The 18,230-nt window shown below is 63.7% G+C and carries 18 protein-coding genes; 16 read left to right on the top strand and 2 right to left on the bottom strand.

Features of this window, described 5'->3' with window-relative positions; all coding sequences use genetic code 11:
* The first annotated feature begins 40 nt into the window (after positions 1-40).
* The 6 genes from FQ775_RS16695 to FQ775_RS16720 all read left to right on the top strand — a co-directional run bounded on the left by FQ775_RS16695 (position 41) and on the right by FQ775_RS16720 (position 5,725).
* Positions 41-934, top strand: a complete 894-nt coding sequence (locus tag FQ775_RS16695) for a LysR family transcriptional regulator (protein WP_146298519.1) — start codon at positions 41-43, stop codon at positions 932-934.
* 590 nt (positions 935-1,524) lie between these two features.
* The gene (locus FQ775_RS16700; protein WP_146298520.1) at positions 1,525-2,313 is read left to right on the top strand and encodes a DUF2189 domain-containing protein; all 789 of its coding nucleotides are present in this window, start codon (positions 1,525-1,527) and stop codon (positions 2,311-2,313) included.
* Positions 2,314-2,453: 140 nt separating this feature from the next.
* Complete coding sequence (locus FQ775_RS16705) at positions 2,454-3,938, top strand: PAS domain-containing sensor histidine kinase (RefSeq protein WP_432420032.1); 1,485 nt, start codon at positions 2,454-2,456, stop codon at positions 3,936-3,938.
* Complete coding sequence (gene fixJ / locus FQ775_RS16710; RefSeq protein ID WP_146298521.1) at positions 3,928-4,548, top strand: response regulator FixJ; 621 nt, start codon at positions 3,928-3,930, stop codon at positions 4,546-4,548. The genes FQ775_RS16705 and fixJ overlap by 11 nt, the downstream gene beginning before the upstream one ends.
* Before the next feature lie 129 nt (positions 4,549-4,677).
* Positions 4,678-4,971: a response regulator transcription factor gene (locus tag FQ775_RS16715; protein WP_146298522.1), complete on the top strand. Its 294-nt coding sequence runs from the start codon at positions 4,678-4,680 to the stop codon at positions 4,969-4,971.
* Between the two features lie 103 nt (positions 4,972-5,074).
* Positions 5,075-5,725, top strand: a complete 651-nt coding sequence (locus FQ775_RS16720) for a helix-turn-helix domain-containing protein (protein ID WP_146298523.1) — start codon at positions 5,075-5,077, stop codon at positions 5,723-5,725.
* A 78-nt stretch (positions 5,726-5,803) separates the two neighbouring features.
* Here the strand turns inward: FQ775_RS16720 and hemN are convergent, their stop codons facing one another.
* A complete protein-coding gene (gene hemN, locus FQ775_RS16725; RefSeq protein WP_146298524.1) occupies positions 5,804-7,144 on the bottom strand; it encodes an oxygen-independent coproporphyrinogen III oxidase in 1,341 nt (446 codons plus the stop codon).
* A gap of 145 nt (positions 7,145-7,289) precedes the next feature.
* On the opposite strand from hemN, the gene FQ775_RS16730 reads away from it, so the two are divergent.
* Positions 7,290-8,018 (top strand): helix-turn-helix domain-containing protein, encoded by a 729-nt coding sequence (locus FQ775_RS16730; protein ID WP_146301848.1) that lies wholly within the window; start codon positions 7,290-7,292, stop codon positions 8,016-8,018.
* An 18-nt stretch (positions 8,019-8,036) separates the two neighbouring features.
* On the opposite strand, the gene FQ775_RS16735 is transcribed toward FQ775_RS16730, so the two are convergent.
* Positions 8,037-8,555 carry a hemerythrin domain-containing protein gene (locus FQ775_RS16735; protein ID WP_349291485.1) on the bottom strand — a complete coding sequence of 173 codons (519 nt, stop codon included), beginning with the start codon at positions 8,553-8,555 and terminating at the stop codon, positions 8,037-8,039.
* A gap of 162 nt (positions 8,556-8,717) precedes the next feature.
* Between FQ775_RS16735 and ccoN the strand changes: the two genes are divergently transcribed.
* The 9 genes from ccoN to nirK all read left to right on the top strand — a co-directional run bounded on the left by ccoN (position 8,718) and on the right by nirK (position 18,170).
* Positions 8,718-10,334 carry a cytochrome-c oxidase, cbb3-type subunit I gene (gene ccoN, locus FQ775_RS16740; RefSeq protein ID WP_146298525.1) on the top strand — a complete coding sequence of 539 codons (1,617 nt, stop codon included), beginning with the start codon at positions 8,718-8,720 and terminating at the stop codon, positions 10,332-10,334.
* A 12-nt stretch (positions 10,335-10,346) separates the two neighbouring features.
* On the top strand, positions 10,347-11,078 hold the full coding sequence (gene ccoO / locus FQ775_RS16745; protein ID WP_146298526.1) for a cytochrome-c oxidase, cbb3-type subunit II: 732 nt from the start codon (positions 10,347-10,349) through the stop codon (positions 11,076-11,078).
* A 10-nt stretch (positions 11,079-11,088) separates the two neighbouring features.
* Entirely contained in the window at positions 11,089-11,238 is a 150-nt protein-coding gene (locus tag FQ775_RS16750) for a cbb3-type cytochrome c oxidase subunit 3 (RefSeq protein WP_146298527.1), read from the top strand.
* A 2-nt stretch (positions 11,239-11,240) separates the two neighbouring features.
* The gene (ccoP, locus tag FQ775_RS16755) at positions 11,241-12,104 is read left to right on the top strand and encodes a cytochrome-c oxidase, cbb3-type subunit III (RefSeq protein ID WP_146298528.1); all 864 of its coding nucleotides are present in this window, start codon (positions 11,241-11,243) and stop codon (positions 12,102-12,104) included.
* Positions 12,105-12,320: 216 nt separating this feature from the next.
* Positions 12,321-13,883, top strand: coding sequence for a cytochrome c oxidase accessory protein CcoG (ccoG, locus tag FQ775_RS16760; RefSeq protein WP_146298529.1), 1,563 nt, complete (start codon positions 12,321-12,323; stop codon positions 13,881-13,883).
* On the top strand, positions 13,880-14,359 hold the full coding sequence (locus FQ775_RS16765; RefSeq protein ID WP_146298530.1) for a FixH family protein: 480 nt from the start codon (positions 13,880-13,882) through the stop codon (positions 14,357-14,359). The genes ccoG and FQ775_RS16765 overlap by 4 nt, the downstream gene beginning before the upstream one ends.
* Entirely contained in the window at positions 14,356-16,626 is a 2,271-nt protein-coding gene (locus FQ775_RS16770) for a cation-translocating P-type ATPase (RefSeq protein ID WP_146298531.1), read from the top strand. Before FQ775_RS16765 ends, FQ775_RS16770 begins: the two co-directional genes overlap by 4 nt.
* Positions 16,623-16,772: a cbb3-type cytochrome oxidase assembly protein CcoS gene (gene ccoS / locus FQ775_RS16775; protein ID WP_146298532.1), complete on the top strand. Its 150-nt coding sequence runs from the start codon at positions 16,623-16,625 to the stop codon at positions 16,770-16,772. The genes FQ775_RS16770 and ccoS overlap by 4 nt, the downstream gene beginning before the upstream one ends.
* 294 nt (positions 16,773-17,066) lie before the next feature.
* A complete protein-coding gene (gene nirK, locus FQ775_RS16780) occupies positions 17,067-18,170 on the top strand; it encodes a copper-containing nitrite reductase (RefSeq protein WP_146298533.1) in 1,104 nt (367 codons plus the stop codon).
* The last annotated feature ends 60 nt before the right edge of the window (positions 18,171-18,230 follow it).

The raw sequence follows: 18,230 nt of genomic DNA on the forward strand, positions 1-18,230 counted from the left end.
ACCCTCGCGGACTGCCAGTGGAGAGGAGCAGACCGGCGGCTTGAACATCACGCTTCGACAGATACAGGCCTTTGTCGCCGTCGCCGAACTCGGCCGCTTCCACCTTGCCGCCGGCAAGCTCAGCCTTACGCAGTCGGCGGTCAGCATTCTGGTCAAGGAACTCGAGAACGAACTCAGGCAGCGTTTGTTCGATCGCCACACGCGCATGGTCAGCCTGACCGGGGCCGGCCGCGAGTTCCTGCCCCAGGCACGCAAGGTGCTCGAAGATCTGGAGATCGCCGTCGACAGCGTCCACGAACTCGCTTCGCTCAAGCGCGGCCGCGTGCTGATTGCCTCGGCCATTGTTCTGGCCGCGACCTTCCTGCCACCCGTGATCGCCCGTTTCCGTGAACGTTATCCCGACATCAGCGTCCAGGTACGCGACATGCCTGAAGAAGAGATCAGGGCGGCTCTGAAGCAGAACCAGGTCGATCTCGCCATCGGCACGGTGGCCGACGAGGACCTTGAGATCGTCTCGACCCGCGTGATGAGCGACCGGTTGGTGCTGGTGTGCCGCTCCGATCACCGGCTGGCGGCTCGGCAAAAGGTACGCTGGGCCGACCTTGCCGGCGAAAACCTGATCGCGCTCGCCAAGGAGAACCCGCTGCGCGACCTCGTCGACCGCGCGCTCCTGCAAGCGGTGCCGGAGCTGCGCCCCGCCTACGAGGTCCGCTTTTCGACCACGGCGATCTCGATGATCGCGGCCGGGCTCGGCGTTTCGGTGCTGCCGGAGAATGCGCGCCTGCTCGCGCCCATGGTCGACGTCAAGGTGATGGAACTCGTGGAGCCTGCGATTGCCCGCGAAGTGTCGGTGCTCCAGCACCGCCAGCGGGCCCTTTCCCCGGTCGCGCAGAAGATGAAGGAATATCTCATCAGCGCCCAGCGGGGACGATGAGGAGCCACTAAATCGATCGCCTGCCAACCATGACCTTGCAGACCTCAAGCTGCAGACTTCAAGGAAGAACGCGTTGGTTGGCGCTTCTGGCTTGCCAAGCCCGAAACCACCTTGCGCGTTCGCTCTGCTTGAAGCTCGCCTTGTCCATGGGAATGAAGACCAGCTCGTGTTCACGTCGCGGCGGGGAACACCTTACAGCGACATGATCCTGGCCAAGTTGCTGAGAGATGCGCGGCCACCCGGCGATACGCCGGACAGGACCGCGACCGCGCATGGGTTCGCTCGGCCTTTCGGGGCTGGGCGTCCGAGAACGGCTACTCCCGCGATCTTGCCGAGCGCGCCCTTGCCCACACGATAAGGAACGCGACGTAAGCGGCCTACCATCGAATGGTCTTCCCGAGGCCAGTGGTGTTGGAGGTTTCGGAAAGCACCTCTGCCGCCTGTAGCCCTACGGCCGCATTTCGAGGCGAGGAAAGGCCGCGGCAGGGCCTATTGCGACCTGCATACGCTGCAGCACGCCAGTTTGATTTCCGTCAAGGCATCCTGGCGCTGATGGTGCTTGGTTTCCAGATCGATGAAGGGAAGGAGTCATGGGCAAGGTGCAGGACGGATCGGGCGGGCGTAGCGTTCAACCTTCCATTCGTCGAATCGAAATCGACGATCTGCGCGCGTGCCTGGTCGCCGGCGCATGGGATTTCGCACAGGCCCCGGTGATCGGCCTTGCGATTGGTGGCGTCTTCTCGTTGATCGGCATCGCCATCACTCTCGCCCTTGCGGTCTGGGGGGTGCCGTGGCTCATTTATCCTTTCGCCATCGGTTTCCCACTCATAGGCCCCTTCGCCGCGGTCGGGCTCTACGAGGTCAGTCGCAGGCTGGAGGCTGGACGGGAAGTCACCTGGAGCACCGTGTTTGCCGTGATATGGGCACAGCGACGGCGCGAAGTGTCATGGATGGCGTTTGTCATGCTTTTCGTGTTCTGGATGTGGATGTACCAGGTGCGCCTTCTGGTAGCGCTCATCCTCGGTCGCATGTCCTTTGCGACGCTGGAGCGGTTCGCGGACCTCGTCCTGACCACCTCGCAGGGCTGGCTTTTCCTTGCGGTGGGTCACGTGGTAGGGGCGTTCCTGTCGCTCTTCCTGTTTTCCATTACGGTCATTGCGATACCGTTGCTGCTCGACCGCGATGTCGACTTCATCACGGCCATGATCACGAGTGTCCGCACGGTGCTGGCCAGTCCAGTCGTGATGGTAGCGTGGGGCGTTTTCGTCACGCTTGCTGTCGTGGTGGCCTGTTTGCCGCTTTTTGTCGGTCTCATGGTGGTTTTGCCGGTGTTGGGGCACGCGACCTGGCACCTCTATCGCCGCGCCATCTCTTATTAGGCAGAAGGCAGTTCAGTCGCCGTCGCGCTGTCGCCGGGTCTTCCCGCGAGAGAGTAAATCGCCAACGTTGTCATGGTGATGGACATCTTGTACGAGAGCCTCAACGGCACTTCAGTTTTTGCGCCTGACGGGACCGAGGTTTGCGCACGTTTCAGGGCCGGGGAACCGGACGCGAATTCTACGGCTATGTGGCGGCTCTCGGGGGGCCGCTGCTGATTCTCGCGACCCTTGGCGTGATCGGCGAACCGTTGCGCGGTGATTGGCTACTGCCGCTGTTGTTGCCGCTTGCCCTGCTCGCCGGTGCATTGGGCGGCTGGATTGCCGGAACGGCTGCAATAACGCTCAGCGCGGCAGCCTTGATGGCGGCAGCAAGCTTTTGGCCTCTTGTCGGACCGGATCCCGTGGCCGCGGTTCTGTCGATCGCGGTCGGCGCGGCCCTTGTGGGTGCCGGCGCGGCATACCGGCGGGCACGCGGCGCCGCGGCTGCAGCGGTGCAGCGGCTGAGTGCGCGCGAAGCGCACTTGCATTCCATCCTCGACACGGTCCCAGACGCTACGGTCGTCATCGACGAGACCGGGAAGATGATCTCGTTCAATCGCGCCGCGGTGCGCCAGTTCGGCTATTCGGAACAGGAAGCCGTCGGGAAGAACGTCCGCATATTGATGCCGGAACCCTACCGTGGCCAGCATGACGGCTATATCGGCCGCTATCTGAGCACCGGCGAGCGCCGGATCATCGGCATCGATCGCGTGGTCGTGGGGCGGCGCAAGGATGGCTCGACCTTTCCGATGAAGCTGGCGGTCGGTGAGATGCAAAGTGGCGGCCAACGGTTCTTTACCGGTTTCATCCGCGATCTGACCGAGCGCGCCGAATCGGAAGCCAGGCTGGAGGAGATCCAAGGCGAGCTTGCGCGGCTTGCGCGCCTCAACGAGCTCGGCGAGATGGCTTCGACCCTGGCCCACGAACTCAACCAGCCGCTGTCGGCGATCGCCAACTACGTCCAGGGCTGCAATCGGCTCCTGAAGAACATGGACGATCCGGTCGCCGAACGCATGCGCGACGCGCTCGAGGAGACGGCGAGCCAGTCCCTGCGCGCCGGACAGATCATTCGGCATCTGCGCGAGTTCGTGACCCGCGGCGAAACCGAGAAACAGCCTGAGGACATCCGCAAGCTGGTGGAGGAGGCTGGCGCCCTGGCGCTGGTCGGCTCGCGAGAACTCGGCGTGCGTACCCTGTTCGACTTCCAAGACGGACCGGTGTCCGTCATGATCGATCGCGTGCAGATCCAGCAAGTGCTCATCAACCTGATACGCAACGCCCTCGAAGCGATGAAGGACAGCGAGCGGCGCGAACTTTCGGTACATGTGGGCGCCAGCGCAGGTGGCGGCATTCTGGTCGAGATTGCCGATACCGGAGGCGGCGTGTCCGACGAAGTCGTCGATCAGCTCTTCAAGCCGTTTACCACCAGCAAACCGGGCGGAATGGGCATTGGACTTTCGATTTCGAAGCGCATAGTCGAGGCGCACGGAGGCGAGCTGACCATGCGGCCTAACGAGCGGGGCGGGGCTACGTTCAGCTTTACCTTGCCGGCAATCGAGGATCAGGACGCTCCGGATGAGCAGTGACGTCATCATTCACATCGTCGATGATGAGGAGCCCGTCAGGAAGTCGCTAGCCTTCCTGTTGTCGGTCTCGGGTCATGCGGCGCGCGCCCATGAATCGGCCACGGCCTTTCTGTCGATAGCCAGGGAACTGCGGAACGCTTGCCTGATCACGGATCTCAGGATGCCGGACATGAGCGGCGTCGACCTGCTTCGCCGGCTGCGTGACGACGGGGCGATGTTGCCGACCATCGTCATTACCGGCCACGGCGATGTTCCGATGGCTGTCGAAGCGATGAAGGCCGGCGCACTCGACTTCATCGAAAAGCCGTTCGCCGACGAGGTGCTTCTGGAGGCGGTGGATCGCGCCGTCGCCGAGCTTGTTCAGCGACCGAGGGCCGAGGACGATGAGGCCGTACGCAGCCGGCTGGCCGATCTGACCGATCGCGAACGACAGGTCATGCGCGCCGTGGTCGCCGGTCTGCCGAACAAGACGATCGCCTACGACCTCGACATCAGTCCGCGCACGGTCGAGGTTCACCGCGCCAATGTCATGGCCAAAATGCAGGCCAAGAACCTGCCCGAACTGGTGCGCATGGTCCTTGGCGCGGGCGCAGAGCCGACCTCGGATTGATCCAGCGCAAAGCCAATTGCCCTGTCGGTAGCCATTCTCGCCGCTCACGTGGCTTACGCCAGCGTGCCAGGGAGTCGAACGGCCTTGCCGCAAAAGGCGCGAATCATCATCGTCTGTCCGGAGCCGGCCGTGCAGACGTCGTTGTGCTTCATGCTCGAAGCCGAAGGGCATACCGTGCGCGTCGTCGATGCGTTGAGGGATGCCGCCGAACTTACAGACTATGACTGCGTGATCGTTGATCACAAACTGATCGGCAAGTCGCCGCTGCGGTTAGGTGAACTGGCAGCGCTGGCGCGGCCGGTGGTGCTTCTGGTCGACCAGAGGAAGGACTTTTCGATCCCGGAGGTAATCCGATTCGTCGAGAAGCCGCTTCTCGGACGTTCGGTCATCGAAGCCGTAGGCAGCGCCCTTGCGCGGCGCTGAGCGGTCGCCCGGCGTACGTAGTTTCCCCTAGGGACATAACCGAATTTCGACCGATTCCGCTTTACGGCATTGATTGCTCCGACAGCCAGTTTGGAGACCAGCCATGACTGCCCCAGCCTCCCGCCCTCAAAGCATCCACCTGCGCGGCCACAACGGTGCCCAGGGTCCGGCTGCCCTTGCCGCCGCGCAGCCGCACCAGGTGCAGTTCTACTCAGCCAATGCAGAGATCTACGGACAGGGCGAAAAGGCCCGTGCACTTTACCAGGTCGAGTTCGGTGCAGTGCGTGTCTACCGCCTCATGGCCGACGGTCGCCGACAGATCAGTGCTTTCCACGTCGCCGGCGAGGTGTTCGGTTTCGAGTCCGATGGCCATCACCACTTCTTCGCCGAAGCGATATGCGGCTCGGCCGTCCGTATCTACACGCTGCCGGTCGGTGCCGACGTTTCGCGCGAGATCCTGCCGCTCGCGCTTGCGGCGTTGGTCCGCGCCCAGGAGCACCTCATGGTGGTCGGTCGCCAGCATGCATGCGAACGCGTCGCCGCTTTCCTGCTCGACATGATGGATCGCCAGGGCGAGTTGCCAAGCATTGAACTGGCGATGTCGCGTGCTGACATTGGCGACTATCTCGGCCTTACGATCGAGACCGTGTCACGGGTCTTCTCGAAGTTTCGGGCCAAGGGCTACATCCGCCTCAGCGGTTCTCGAAGCGTCGACATCCTGAAGCCAGAGGCGCTGTTGGATATGTGTGTCTGATCCAGCGCGAGATACGTCTCCTATCCTCGCGAATTGCCGGCGAATTTCGATTCGCCGGCTTTTTTGTCTGTCGACCGCCTACACGGCGACGGAATGGCGAGCCTCGCCGCGCGACAGGTAAGGATCGAATTTCGACGCCGCGATCCTGGCAAGCGGCCGCGAGTCGGCACGGATCGAAAACAGGTCGCCGACCTGCTCGAGCAGGTCGGGTTCGGTTCCGGCGACCCCGCGCGCTTCCTCGACGATACGATGGCCCACGTCGCCGAAGAGCCGCACCGCCTCGCGACCAGAGAAGGAAAAGTCGCACATCAGGCGCTCGATCACCCAGGCCCGTGCCCTGTCTTCGTTCGAGAGCACGAATCCGCGCGACACCGGCAGTGTACCCCCGGCCACCAACCGCTGATATTCGCCCATGGCCGGTGTGTTTTGCGCATAGCCCTGGCGGTAGCGGCTGATCGAGGAAGGACCGAAGCCGATCAGCGTTTCGCAGTTGTCGTCGGTGTATCCCTGGAAGTTGCGTCTGAGGCGCCCGGTCGTCGCCGCCTTGGCGAGGCTGTCGTCAGGTCGAGCGAAGTGGTCGAGCCCGATTGGGGTGTAACCAGCTTCGAGGATGAGTTCGGCAGCACGGCGCGATTGCGCGATCCTTTGCTCCGTGTCCGGCAGCCAGGCTTCCTTGATCATCGTCTGGTGCTTCTTGAACCAGGGCACGTGCGCATAGCCGAAAAGCGCGATCCGGTCGGGTGCCAGTGTCAGGACCTGCGCGACGGTTGCCGCGATGCCCGCGACGGTCTGATGCGGCAGGCCGTAGACGAGGTCCAGGTTCACCGACCCGACGCCGCGCCGCCGCAACCCTTTGATCACCGTGCTGGTCGTCTCAAAACTCTGCTCCCGGTTGATCGCCCTCTGAACCCTGGGATCGAAGTCCTGGATGCCGAGGCTCGCCCGCGTCATGCGGATCGCGGCAAGGGCGTCCAGCGTTTCTTCGCTTATGTCGTTCGGGTCGATCTCGACGCTGATCTCGGCATCGTCGGCGAAGGCGAAGGTGTCGCGCAGCAGACGTGAAAGCTGCGTCAGGTCGGCAGGCTTCAGCATCGTCGGCGAGCCGCCACCGAAATGGAGTGCACGAACCACAACACCGGCGGGCACGTGGCTGCCGGCAAGGCGAATCTCGTCGAACAACACGTCGAGATATTCGGTGACCGGTTCGTAGCGGAGTGTGTGCTTGGTATGGCATGCGCAGAACCAGCACAGGCGGTCGCAGAACGGGATGTGGACATAAAGCGACATCGCTTCGCCAGCCGGTATCGTCTGCATCCACGTGCGTACCTGCCGGCCGCGGACACCGGCATGAAAGTGCGGCGCGGTAGGGTAGCTTGTATAGCGTGGCGCCGTTTCACCGGCGCGACGTGAATCAGTCATTTCGGGCGACTCTCCTGCGCAAACCGGAGTGTCATCTCGAAATCTGTCGCCTTTCGCTTTGACCCCGATCAATCGCGCCTTTGCAAGACAAACTGACGCAGCGCTGGTCAGGCGCTATGATGCTATCGGCGTTTCAGACTGGTGGCTGCATTTGCGCAAAGACGTACATACCGACGGAACCCCGGCGCTCTGCGCCTCCTGCGAGGCGCGCCACCGCGGCGTCTGCGGTGCACTGGACTCCGCACAGCTCGTCGCACTCTCGAAGGTTTCCCGCAAGCACAAGGCGGATAGCGGAGCGGAATTGATCGGCGATAGTGAGCCGGTCGAAACCTATTCCAATGTGCTGTCAGGCGTCGTGAAGCTTTCCAAGATGCTTTCGGACGGCCGCCAGCAGATCGTCGGGCTGCAGTTCGCGCCCGATTTTCTCGGACGGCCGTTCCGTCCCGAAAGTGCCATCAGTGCCGAGGCAGCGACCGACGTGACGCTGTGCACGTTTCCCAAGGCCGCGGTTGAGCGCATGATGCGGGAATCGCCCGGTCTCGAGCGCCGGCTTCTAGAGCAGACGCTGAAGGAACTGGACGAGGCCCGCGACTGGATGGTTACGCTCGGCCGCAAGACGGCAGCAGAAAAAGTAGCGAGCCTCCTGCTGCTGATCGCCCGCAACATTGATCCGACCTTGGCCTCGCAAACCGGATCGGTCACCTTCGACTTGCCGCTCACCCGGTCCGACATCGCCGACTTTCTTGGCCTGACGATCGAAACCGTGAGCCGCCAGTTGACGAAGCTGCGCACCGAAGGCGTCATCAGCATCGAGAACAACAGACGTGTAATCGTCAACGATCAGCGGCGGCTGGAGACGCGCTGCGGCAACTGAGCCAGACTTGTGCTCGGCTCATCCGTGCCAGGCTTCGATACGCGGCAAGAGGTGCTCGCTTTCGAAAGCCATGTGGCGGCGCATCGTCTCGAACAGTCCGCGCAGCATGAACCCGGTGGCCTCGGCATTCCTGATGTGGTCACCGTGTCCGATCGCCATCAGGACTTCAGTCACCTCATCGGCGAAGCATTGATCTTCGACATGCTCAGCGCGCAGACGCCGCAGCGTTTGTGAGTCGCGCTCTTCGCCAGACGCCACGACATAGGCAGGAAAAACCTTCATTTCCTCGCAGACATGAATGTCGCGCAACGCCGGCGCCAACACGTTGGCAAGTCGCAGACACCGCATCCTGTCGACTCCATCGGGCAGCGCATCCGCGATCTGTTCGAGTGCCGAGCAAAGGTCGCGTTTCACCTCATGGGCCCGACGCAGCAGATCGCCCGGCGACGCGCTTGGATCCTGAACGAAACGGATCTTTGCCTCGACTAAGCCGTCAGTCCGCTGCGCCCTTCGAGCCTGTTTGATCCTGGTCGCCAAGCGACTGCTCCCCAGCGTTGTCTTGTACGAAGACTGGCGGTGGGCGGCACGACCGACCTTGACACAGATCAAGGCGAGCGACCGGCGAAGCGTGGTCAGAGACGTTGCGGATCACCGGAAGCGCGGCGATCCGACCGCACGAGACATTTTCGAGGGTACGCGATGAGACATGGCACCGCGATCGCGGGGATCGGCTTGATGACCTTCCTGGCGCTGGTCGGCGCGGCGTTTGCGCGCGACGCGCAGTTCGGCGCTCATATGTGGGTTCTTTTCTTCGTCATGCTGGCTTCCGGCATCGTGCTGATGCGCAAAACCAGCTTCGCGCCGGCCAGACCGGTCGACCCCTCAGCCTATATGGACGGCCCGGTCCAATACGGGGCGATCGCAACGCTCGTTTGGGGAATCGTCGGCTTCCTGGTGGGCGTCGTGGCTGCGCTTCAACTTGCCTTCCCCGACCTCAATATCGAGCCGTGGTTCAACTTCGGCCGCGTGCGGCCGCTGCATACCTCCGCGGTGATCTTCGCCTTCGGCGGCAATGCGCTGATCGCGACGTCGTTCTACGTCGTGCAGCGGACCTCGCGTGCGCGCCTCTTCGGCGGCGACCTGGCGTGGTTCGTGTTCTGGGGCTACCAGCTCTTCATCGTCATGGCGGCCACCGGCTATCTGCTCGGCATCACCCAAAGCCGCGAATACGCCGAACCGGAGTGGTACGTCGATCTGTGGCTGACGCTGGTCTGGGTCGCTTATCTCGTCGTGTTCCTCGGTACCATCCTGAAGCGCAAGGAACCACACATCTACGTCGCCAACTGGTTCTACCTCTCCTTCATCGTGACCATCGCGATGCTGCATGTGGTGAACAATCTGGCGATCCCGGTGTCGTTGCTTGGCTCCAAGAGTTACTCGGCCTTCGCCGGGGTGCAGGACGCGCTGACGCAGTGGTGGTACGGCCACAACGCCGTCGGCTTCTTCCTGACCGCGGGTTTCCTGGGCATGATGTACTACTTCGTGCCCAAGCAGGTGAACCGCCCGGTCTATTCCTACCGGCTGTCGATCATCCATTTCTGGGCGCTGATCTTCCTCTATATCTGGGCCGGCCCGCATCACCTTCATTACACGGCTCTGCCCGACTGGGCGCAGACGCTCGGCATGGTGTTCTCGGTGATGCTGTGGATGCCGTCCTGGGGCGGCATGATCAACGGCCTGATGACGCTCTCGGGGGCGTGGGACAAGCTCAGGACCGACCCGATAGTCCGCATGATGGTGATGGCCATCGCCTTCTACGGCATGTCGACCTTCGAAGGGCCGATGATGTCCATCAAGGCGGTCAACTCGCTGAGCCACTACACGGACTGGACGATCGGTCATGTCCATTCGGGTGCGCTCGGCTGGGTCGGCATGATTTCGTTCGGCGCGGTCTACTACATGGTGCCCAAGCTTTGGAACCGCGAACGGCTCTACTCGCTGCGGCTGGTTACCTGGCACTTCTGGCTCGCCACCCTCGGCATCGTTGTCTACGCGGCGGTGATGTGGGTGTCGGGCATCCAGCAGGGCCTGATGTGGCGCGAATACGACGAGCAGGGTTTCCTGGTCTACTCCTTCGCGGAATCGGTGGCGGCCATGTTCCCCTACTACGTGCTGCGCGCGCTTGGCGGCGTTCTCTATCTGGCCGGAGCGCTTGTCATGGCGTGGAACATCGTCATGACCATCCTTGGCCACGAGCGGCAGGAAGAACCCATCGGCGGCGCCGTTCCCGCGCCTTCCCTTCAGCCCGCCCAGTAAGGAGCCGTTTCCATGGCCTTGATGGACAAGCACGCAATCCTGGAGAAGAACGCGACGCTTCTGCTCGCGGGTTCCTTCCTGGTGGTCACCGTCGGCGGCATCGTCGAAATCGCGCCGCTCTTCTACCTCGAGAACACGATCGAGAAGGTGGAAGGCATGCGTCCTTATTCGCCGCTCGAACTCGCCGGCCGCAACATCTACATCCGCGAGGGCTGCTATGTCTGCCACTCGCAGATGATCCGGCCCTTCCGCGACGAGGTCGAACGCTACGGGCATTACAGCCTCGCCGCCGAGTCGATGTACGACCATCCGTTCCAGTGGGGTTCGAAGCGGACGGGACCGGACCTTGCCCGCGTTGGTGACCGCTATTCCGACGAATGGCATGTCCAGCACTTGATCGAGCCACGCTCGGTGGTGCCGGAATCGATCATGCCCAGCTACGCCTTCCTGAAGGACACGCCGCTGGCGGTCGACGATATCGCCTATCACCTCCGGGCCAATCGCGCCGTCGGCGTACCCTACACCGACGAAATGATGGCCGAAGCAGCGGCGGACCTCGTCGCCCAGGCCGATCCCAACGCCGACACGTCTGGCGTCGAGGCCCGCTATCCGAAGGCCAAGCTGGGAGACTTCGACGGCGACCCGGCGGCGCTGACCGAGATGGACGCACTCGTCGCCTATCTGCAGATGCTCGGCACCCTGGTGGATTTTTCCACCTATGACGAAGCCGCCGGCTACCGCTGAGGAGAGCGCAATGGACTACGACACGATGCGCGAGTTCGCCGACAGCTGGGCGCTGCTCGCCATGGCCGTCTTCTTCGTCGGCGTCATCGTCTTCGCCTTCCGCCCCGGCAGCCGCCAGGCCGCCGACCGCGCCGCGCAGATCCCCCTCAAGGACGACTGATCATGAGCGAACAGCAGCATATCGACGAGGCGACCGGCGTCGCGACCACCGGTCACGAGTGGGATGGCATTCGCGAGCTCAACAATCCCTTGCCGCGATGGTGGGTGTGGACCTTCTATGCCACCATCGCGTGGTCGCTCGCCTACATGATCGCCTATCCGGCCTGGCCGCTGATCTCGACGGCAACCGAAGGCTTGCTCGGCTATTCGAGCCGGAAGGAGGTCCGGCAGGAGCTGCAGGCGGCGGAAGCCGCCAAAGGCGAGTATGTAAGCGCGATAGCGGAAACGGATGTCGCGGCGGTGCTTGCCAACGACCAACTGCGCCAGTTCGCAGCGGCTGCTGGCGCGGCCGCCTTCAAGGTCAATTGCGTCCAGTGCCACGGTTCCGGTGCGCAAGGGTCCCCCGGCTATCCGAACCTCAACGACGATGAGTGGCTGTGGGGTGGCGCGATCGAAGATATCCAGACGACGATCGCGCACGGCATCCGCTTTGCCGGCGACGACGAGACGCGGCTGTCGGAGATGCCCGCCTTCGATTTCCTCGAGCCGACGCAGATCAAGGATGTGGCGAACTACGTCGTGTCTCTCGCCGGAGGGACGGCGGACGCGGCTTCGGTGGAGGCCGGCGCCACGGTCTTCGCCGACAATTGCGCCGCATGTCACGGTGACCGCGGCAAAGGCATGACCGAACTCGGCGCACCCGACCTGACCGATGCGATCTGGCTCTACGGCGATAGCGCCGCTGATATCGCCGCTCAGGTCCGCCGCCCGCAGAACGGCGTCATGCCGGCCTGGGGCGAAAGGCTGGGCCCGGTCACGGTGAAGGAATTGGCGGTCTACGTGCATTCGCTTGGCGGTGGCGAGTAGGGATTGGCGGGAACCTCCCTGTTTGCCCTGGGCCCGTCCAGGCGAAGGGGGCCCGGCTTCGTGCCGGGCCCTTTTTCTGTCGGCATCCGCCGCCCTTGACCTGCATCAAGGTTTCGACGCGCCGCATAGGGCATGCGTCATGCTGCGGTCCGCGTCACAGTCGCGCTCCCGCCTTGCGAGGCGCGGTCCCCTGAAGCGTCCGCCCGGAGACGAGACATGCTGAACACCTCCGAAGTCGAGCGACTGGATGCCGAGGCCGTCAATTCGGCCAAGGTCCGGCAACCGCTCTACGCGCCGCGCAAGAAGATCTTTCCCAAGCGCGCCTCGGGCACCTTCCGTCGCTTCAAGTGGCTGGTGATGCTGGTCACACTCGGTATCTACTACCTCACACCTTGGCTGCGCTGGGACCGCGGGCCGCATGCGCCGGACCAGGCCGTCCTCGTCGACCTCGCCAACCGGCGCTTCTATTTCTTCTTCATCGAGATCTGGCCGCAGGAGTTCTTCTTTGTCGCCGGCCTCCTCGTGATGGCCGGCATTGGTCTGTTTCTCATCACCTCGACCGTCGGTCGCGCATGGTGCGGCTACGCATGCCCGCAGACGGTCTGGGTCGACCTCTTCCTTGTGGTCGAGCGCTGGGCCGAGGGTGAACGCAATGCCCGCATCAAGCTCGACAAATCCCCTTGGACCTTGAATAAGGTCACCAGGCGCACCGCCAAGCACGTGATATGGCTCCTTATCGCGGTTCTGACTGGCGGCGCCTGGATTTTCTATTTTGCGGACGCGCCGACCCTGCTGGTCGATGTCGTCACCGGACGTGCCGCGCCGGTCGCCTACATCACCGTCGCGGTGCTGACGGCGACGACCTATGTCTTCGGTGGCCTGATGCGCGAGCAGGTCTGCACATATATGTGCCCCTGGCCGCGCATCCAGGCCGCGATGCTCGACGAGAATTCGCTCACCGTCACCTACAACGACTGGCGCGGCGAGCCGCGTTCGCGCCATGCCAAGAAGGCCGCTGCCGCTGGCGAGGTAGTCGGCGACTGCGTCGACTGCAACGCCTGCGTGGCCGTCTGCCCGATGGGCATCGACATCCGCGACGGCCAGCAGCTCGAGTGCATCACCTGCGCGCTATGCATCGATGCCTGCGACTCGGTGATGGACAAGATCGGCAAGGAACGGGGCCTGATCTCCTATGCGACGCTGAGCGACTACAACGCCAATATGAGCATCGCGACAGCAGGTGGCACCTCGGCGCTCGACCCGCGGCGTGTGCGCGATGAGGAAGGCGGCAGGCTTGTCGACGGACTTGCCCATTTCCATCCTGCGAAGATCTTCCGCGCACGCACCTTCATCTATTTCGGTGCCTGGGCGCTAGCCGGCCTGATCATGCTCTACGCACTACTCAGCCGGGACCGGCTCGAGGTCAACGTGCTGCATGACCGCAACCCGCAATTCGTGACGCTGTCGGACGGTTCGATCCGCAACGGCTTTACCGTCAAGCTCTTGAACATGATCCCCGAGCCGCGCGTGATCTTCCTGTCACTCGAGGGCCTGCCCGGTGGCCTGATGTCGGCCAACGGGATCGACCAGCCCGAAGGCCGTTCGCTGGCGGTGCCCGTCGAACCCGACCGGCTACGTACGCTCAAGGTCTTCGTGCGCCAGCCCGCTGCGCATGTCGAAGGCACCGCTCAGTCCTTCCGCTTCGTGGTCGAGGACAAGGCGAGCTTCGAGACCGACACCTATGTCGCCACCTTCAACGCGCCGGAGGCTTCGCAATGAACAAGGAATTCACCGGGCGCCACATGCTGTTCATCATGCTGGCCTTCTTCGGCATCATCATCGCCGTGAACATGACCATGGCGACTTTCGCCGCCGGCAGCTGGAGTGGGTTCGTCGTGAGGAATTCCTACATCGCCAGCCAAGAGTTCAATGAGAAGGCGCAGGCGGCCCGACGCCAGGCAGCACTGGGCTGGCGGCCCCAACTCACGCTCGGCGAGGGGCGGCTGACTTTCTCGCTCGCCGGCGCCGAGGGGGAGGCGATCACGCTTCACGGCGCGAAGGCTTCGCTCTATCGCCCGGTTTCAGCGGCCGATGACATCACGCTCGAACTGGCGCCGGCGGGCGCCGGCAGCACCGAAGCTACCGTCGACCTGGAGGACGGGGTTTGGATCGTCGAGGTCAGCGCCATTACGCAAGCGGGGCAAACCTTTCGTCACACCAGCCGGATTTTCGTCCGCAGCGGGGCACTGAGATGAGCTGCTGCGCGCCCGGCACCGAGGCAAGTCTTGACGAGGTCGAGCGGGCAGGCCCGTCGCCCGAGGAACTGCGCCTTGCCAGCCGGCCGGTCGGCGAGGGCATTCGCCAATCGGATCTTTCGGTGCCGGGGGTTCATTGCGGCGCCTGCATCCATGCGATCGAGACCGAACTCGGGCGTTTGCGCGGCGTTGAGGCGGCGCGCGTCAACCTTTCCACCAAGCGTGTGTCGGTGCGCTGGCGCGAAAATGCCGAGCCGCCGATCGTCGCCGCATTGAACCGGCTCGGCTACGCCGCCCACCTCTTCGACACCGGTGAGGCCGCGCGCGATGAAACGCTGCGCGAAATGATCCGCGCGGTCGGCGTTGCCGGATTTGCCGCCGGCAACATCATGCTCCTGTCGGTCTCGGTGTGGTCTGGAGCGCAAGAGGCGACGCGCGACCTTTTCCACTGGCTTTCGGCACTGATCGCCATTCCCGCGCTCGCCTATGCTGGGCGCATCTTCTATCGGTCCGCCTGGAACGCCCTGTCGCACGGGCGCATGAACATGGATGTGCCGATCGCGCTCGGCGTGTCGCTCGCCTACGGCATGAGCCTCTATGAGACGATCAATCACGGCCAGCACGCCTATTTCGATGCCTCGGTATCGTTGCTCTTCTTCCTCCTCATCGGTCGCACGCTCGACCACGTGATGCGCGAACGCACCCGCGCTACGGTCGCGGGGCTGGCGAAGCTCGCCCCGCGCGGCGCCAGGGTCGAGCGCCACGATGGTGCGCGCGACTATCTGCCCCTTGAGGAAATCGAGCCCGGCATGCGGCTGATGATCGCCGCAGGCGAGCGCATTCCGGTCGATGGCTTCGTCTTCCGTGGCCAGTCCGATCTCGACTGCTCGCTCATCACCGGGGAGAGCACTCCGTCGCCTGCTTTCCACGGAACCGTCGTACGCGCCGGCACGCTAAACCTGGCGCGGCCGCTCACCATCGAGGCGACTGCTGCGGCACGTGACTCCTTCCTTGCCGAAATGGTGGACATGATGGAGGCCGCCGAGGGCGGGCGCGCCCGTTACCGGCGGATCGCCGATCGCGCCTCCGCGCTCTATTCGCCGGTCGTCCACCTGACCGCTCTGGTCACTTTCCTGGGCTGGCTGGCGGCAACCGGCGACTGGCACCGTGCGATCACCATCGCCATAGCGGTCCTGATCATCACCTGTCCTTGCGCCCTCGGACTCGCCGTTCCGATCGTGCAGGTTGTCGCTGCCCGCCGGCTTTTCGAGAACGGCATGATGGTCAAGGATGGCTCGGCGATGGAGCGATTGGCCGAAGTCGATACGGTCGTCTTCGACAAGACCGGCACGCTGACGACCGGCGTTCCGCGGTTGGCCGACACAGCCGACATCGACGCCGCGGACCTCGCGATCGCTGCGACAATGGCCGGGCATTCGCGGCATCCTTATTCGAAGGCCATCGTTGCGGCCGGTTCCAACGGTGCGGCGATTGCGTTCGACAGCGTTGACGAGGTGGCGGGCCGGGGGATCGAGGCAGCGTGCCGGGGGGATATCTGGCGGCTCGGCCGCGCCGATTGGGCGGTTGCCGGACCGGCTGACAAAGCCGCCGGCCACGAGGGCACGGTTCTGTCGCACAACGGTATCGCGAGAGTCGTCTTCCGCTTCGAAGAGCGGCTGCGGCCAGGCGCGGAAGACGCTGTCGATGATCTCCGGTCGCGCGGGCTTGATGTCGGCCTGATTTCCGGTGATCGACCCGCGGCCGTGGCGGCGGTTGCCGATCGGCTCGCCATCTCCAGTTTCGATGCAGGGGTGCTGCCCGGGGACAAGGCCGCCAGGCTCGCCGCACTTGCCGCGGAAGGCCGAAAGACGCTGATGGTTGGTGACGGGCTTAACGACGCGCCAGCGCTTGCCGCCGCCCATGTCTCGATGGCGCCGGCGACGGCCGCCGACATCGGCCGCAACGCGGCGGATTTCGTGTTCCTGCGTGAAAGCCTTGCGGCCGTGCCGCTGGCGATCGACATTTCGCGCAAGGCGGGCCGGCTGATCCGCCAGAACTTTGCGCTGGCGATCGTCTACAACCTGCTGGCCGTTCCTGTTGCCATTGCCGGCCTTGTCACGCCGCTGATCGCGGCTGTCGCCATGTCGGTCTCCTCGCTGCTGGTGATCGGCAACGCCATGCGGCTTGCGGCTCCGCGCGATAGGATTCAGCTCCACAGCGAGGCTTTGCCCCACGTGCCTGCGACTTCAGGTGGGTCAGCGTCATGACCAATCTCGTCATCCTCATCCCGATCGCGCTCTTTCTCGGGGCGATCGGCCTGGTCGCCTTCCTTTGGTCTCTCAACAGCGGCCAGTACGACGATCTCGATGGCGCGGCGGAGCGGATATTGCTCGACGGCGACGAGCCTGACTGACATTTGACTGGCTGACGGGGTGGGTCCAGGGGCCCTGGCCGTCACTCCATTGTCTTGCCGGGAGTCCCGCCGAGGGGGCAAGAGGCCATCATGGCTTCCATTGGGGGGGGTGGTGGGACGCCCTCCCAACGCCGTCCCTCCATCTGCCCGCGTTGCTTTGCATGAACTCCCCTTTGATCGCGAGACGGGCTTCCACCTGAATCCGCTCGTTGTTTGTTCTGTAGCAAAGAGCCCTCGGCCTTCAGGTCGTAGGTTCAGTTCATCAACAATGACGGATCGAGAAGGAGAACCGAGATGTTCACGCGACGCCAGGCACTGATGGGGGCGGCGGCGGCCGCGATGCTGGCCGCGATGCCGACATTGGCTTCTGCCGCCGGCGAAACCGAGATCGCGGCGCTACCGCGCGAGAAGGTGACGCTGGTCGCGCCGCCTTTCGTCCATGCGCATGACCAGGTCGCCAAGGGCGGTCCCAAGGTCGTCGAGTTTGTGTTGCCGATCGAGGAAAAGGCCGTCGTCATCGACGACGAGGGCACGACGCTGCAGGGCATGACCTTCAACGGTTCGATCCCCGGGCCGATGATGGTCGTCCACGAGGGCGACTATGTCGAATTGACGCTCGTCAACCCCGAGACGAACTCCATGCCGCACAACATCGATTTCCACGCGGCAACCGGCGCGCTCGGTGGTGGAGCCCTGACGCTGATCATGCCTGGCGAGCAGGTGAAGCTGCGCTTCAAGGCAACCCGCACCGGCACGTTCGTCTATCACTGTGCGCCGGAGGGAGCGATGATCCCGTGGCACGTCGTGTCCGGCATGAGCGGCACCATCATGGTCCTGCCGCGGGAAGGCTTGAAGAACGACAGGGGCGAGCCGGTCAGCTACGACAAGGTGTTCTACATCGGCGAAAACGACTTCTACGTTCCCAAGGACGAGAACGGCAGCTTCAAGTCCTATGAATCGGCGGGCGACTCCTACGCCGATACGGTTGAGGTCATGCGCGGCCTGATCCCGAGCCATGTCGTCTTCAACGGCGCCAAGGGAGCCCTGACCGGCGACAACGCGATGAAGGCGAAGGTCGGCGACACCGTGTTGATCGTTCATTCGCAGGCCAATCGTGATACCCGGCCTCATCTGATCGGAGGCCATGGCGACTATGTCTGGGAAGAAGGCAAGTTCGCCAATCCGCCAGCCAAGGATCTTGAAACATGGTTCATCCGCGGCGGATCGGCCGGCGCGGCGCTGTACACCTTCCTGCAGCCCGGCATCTACGCCTATGTGAACCACAATCTCATAGAGGCGGTGGAACTCGGCGCGACGGCCCACTTCGTGGTCGAGGGCGAATGGAGCGACGACCTGATGAAACAGGTCGAGGCGCCCGGTCCCATCCCCACCAACTGAGGGGACCTCGCCTCGCCATGATGGCCCGGCAACTGCCGGGCCATCGTCTCCGGAGGACAC

Origin of the sequence: Nitratireductor mangrovi (genome assembly GCF_007922615.2) — a bacterium.
Taxonomy (GTDB): domain Bacteria; phylum Pseudomonadota; class Alphaproteobacteria; order Rhizobiales; family Rhizobiaceae; genus Mangrovimarina; species Mangrovimarina mangrovi.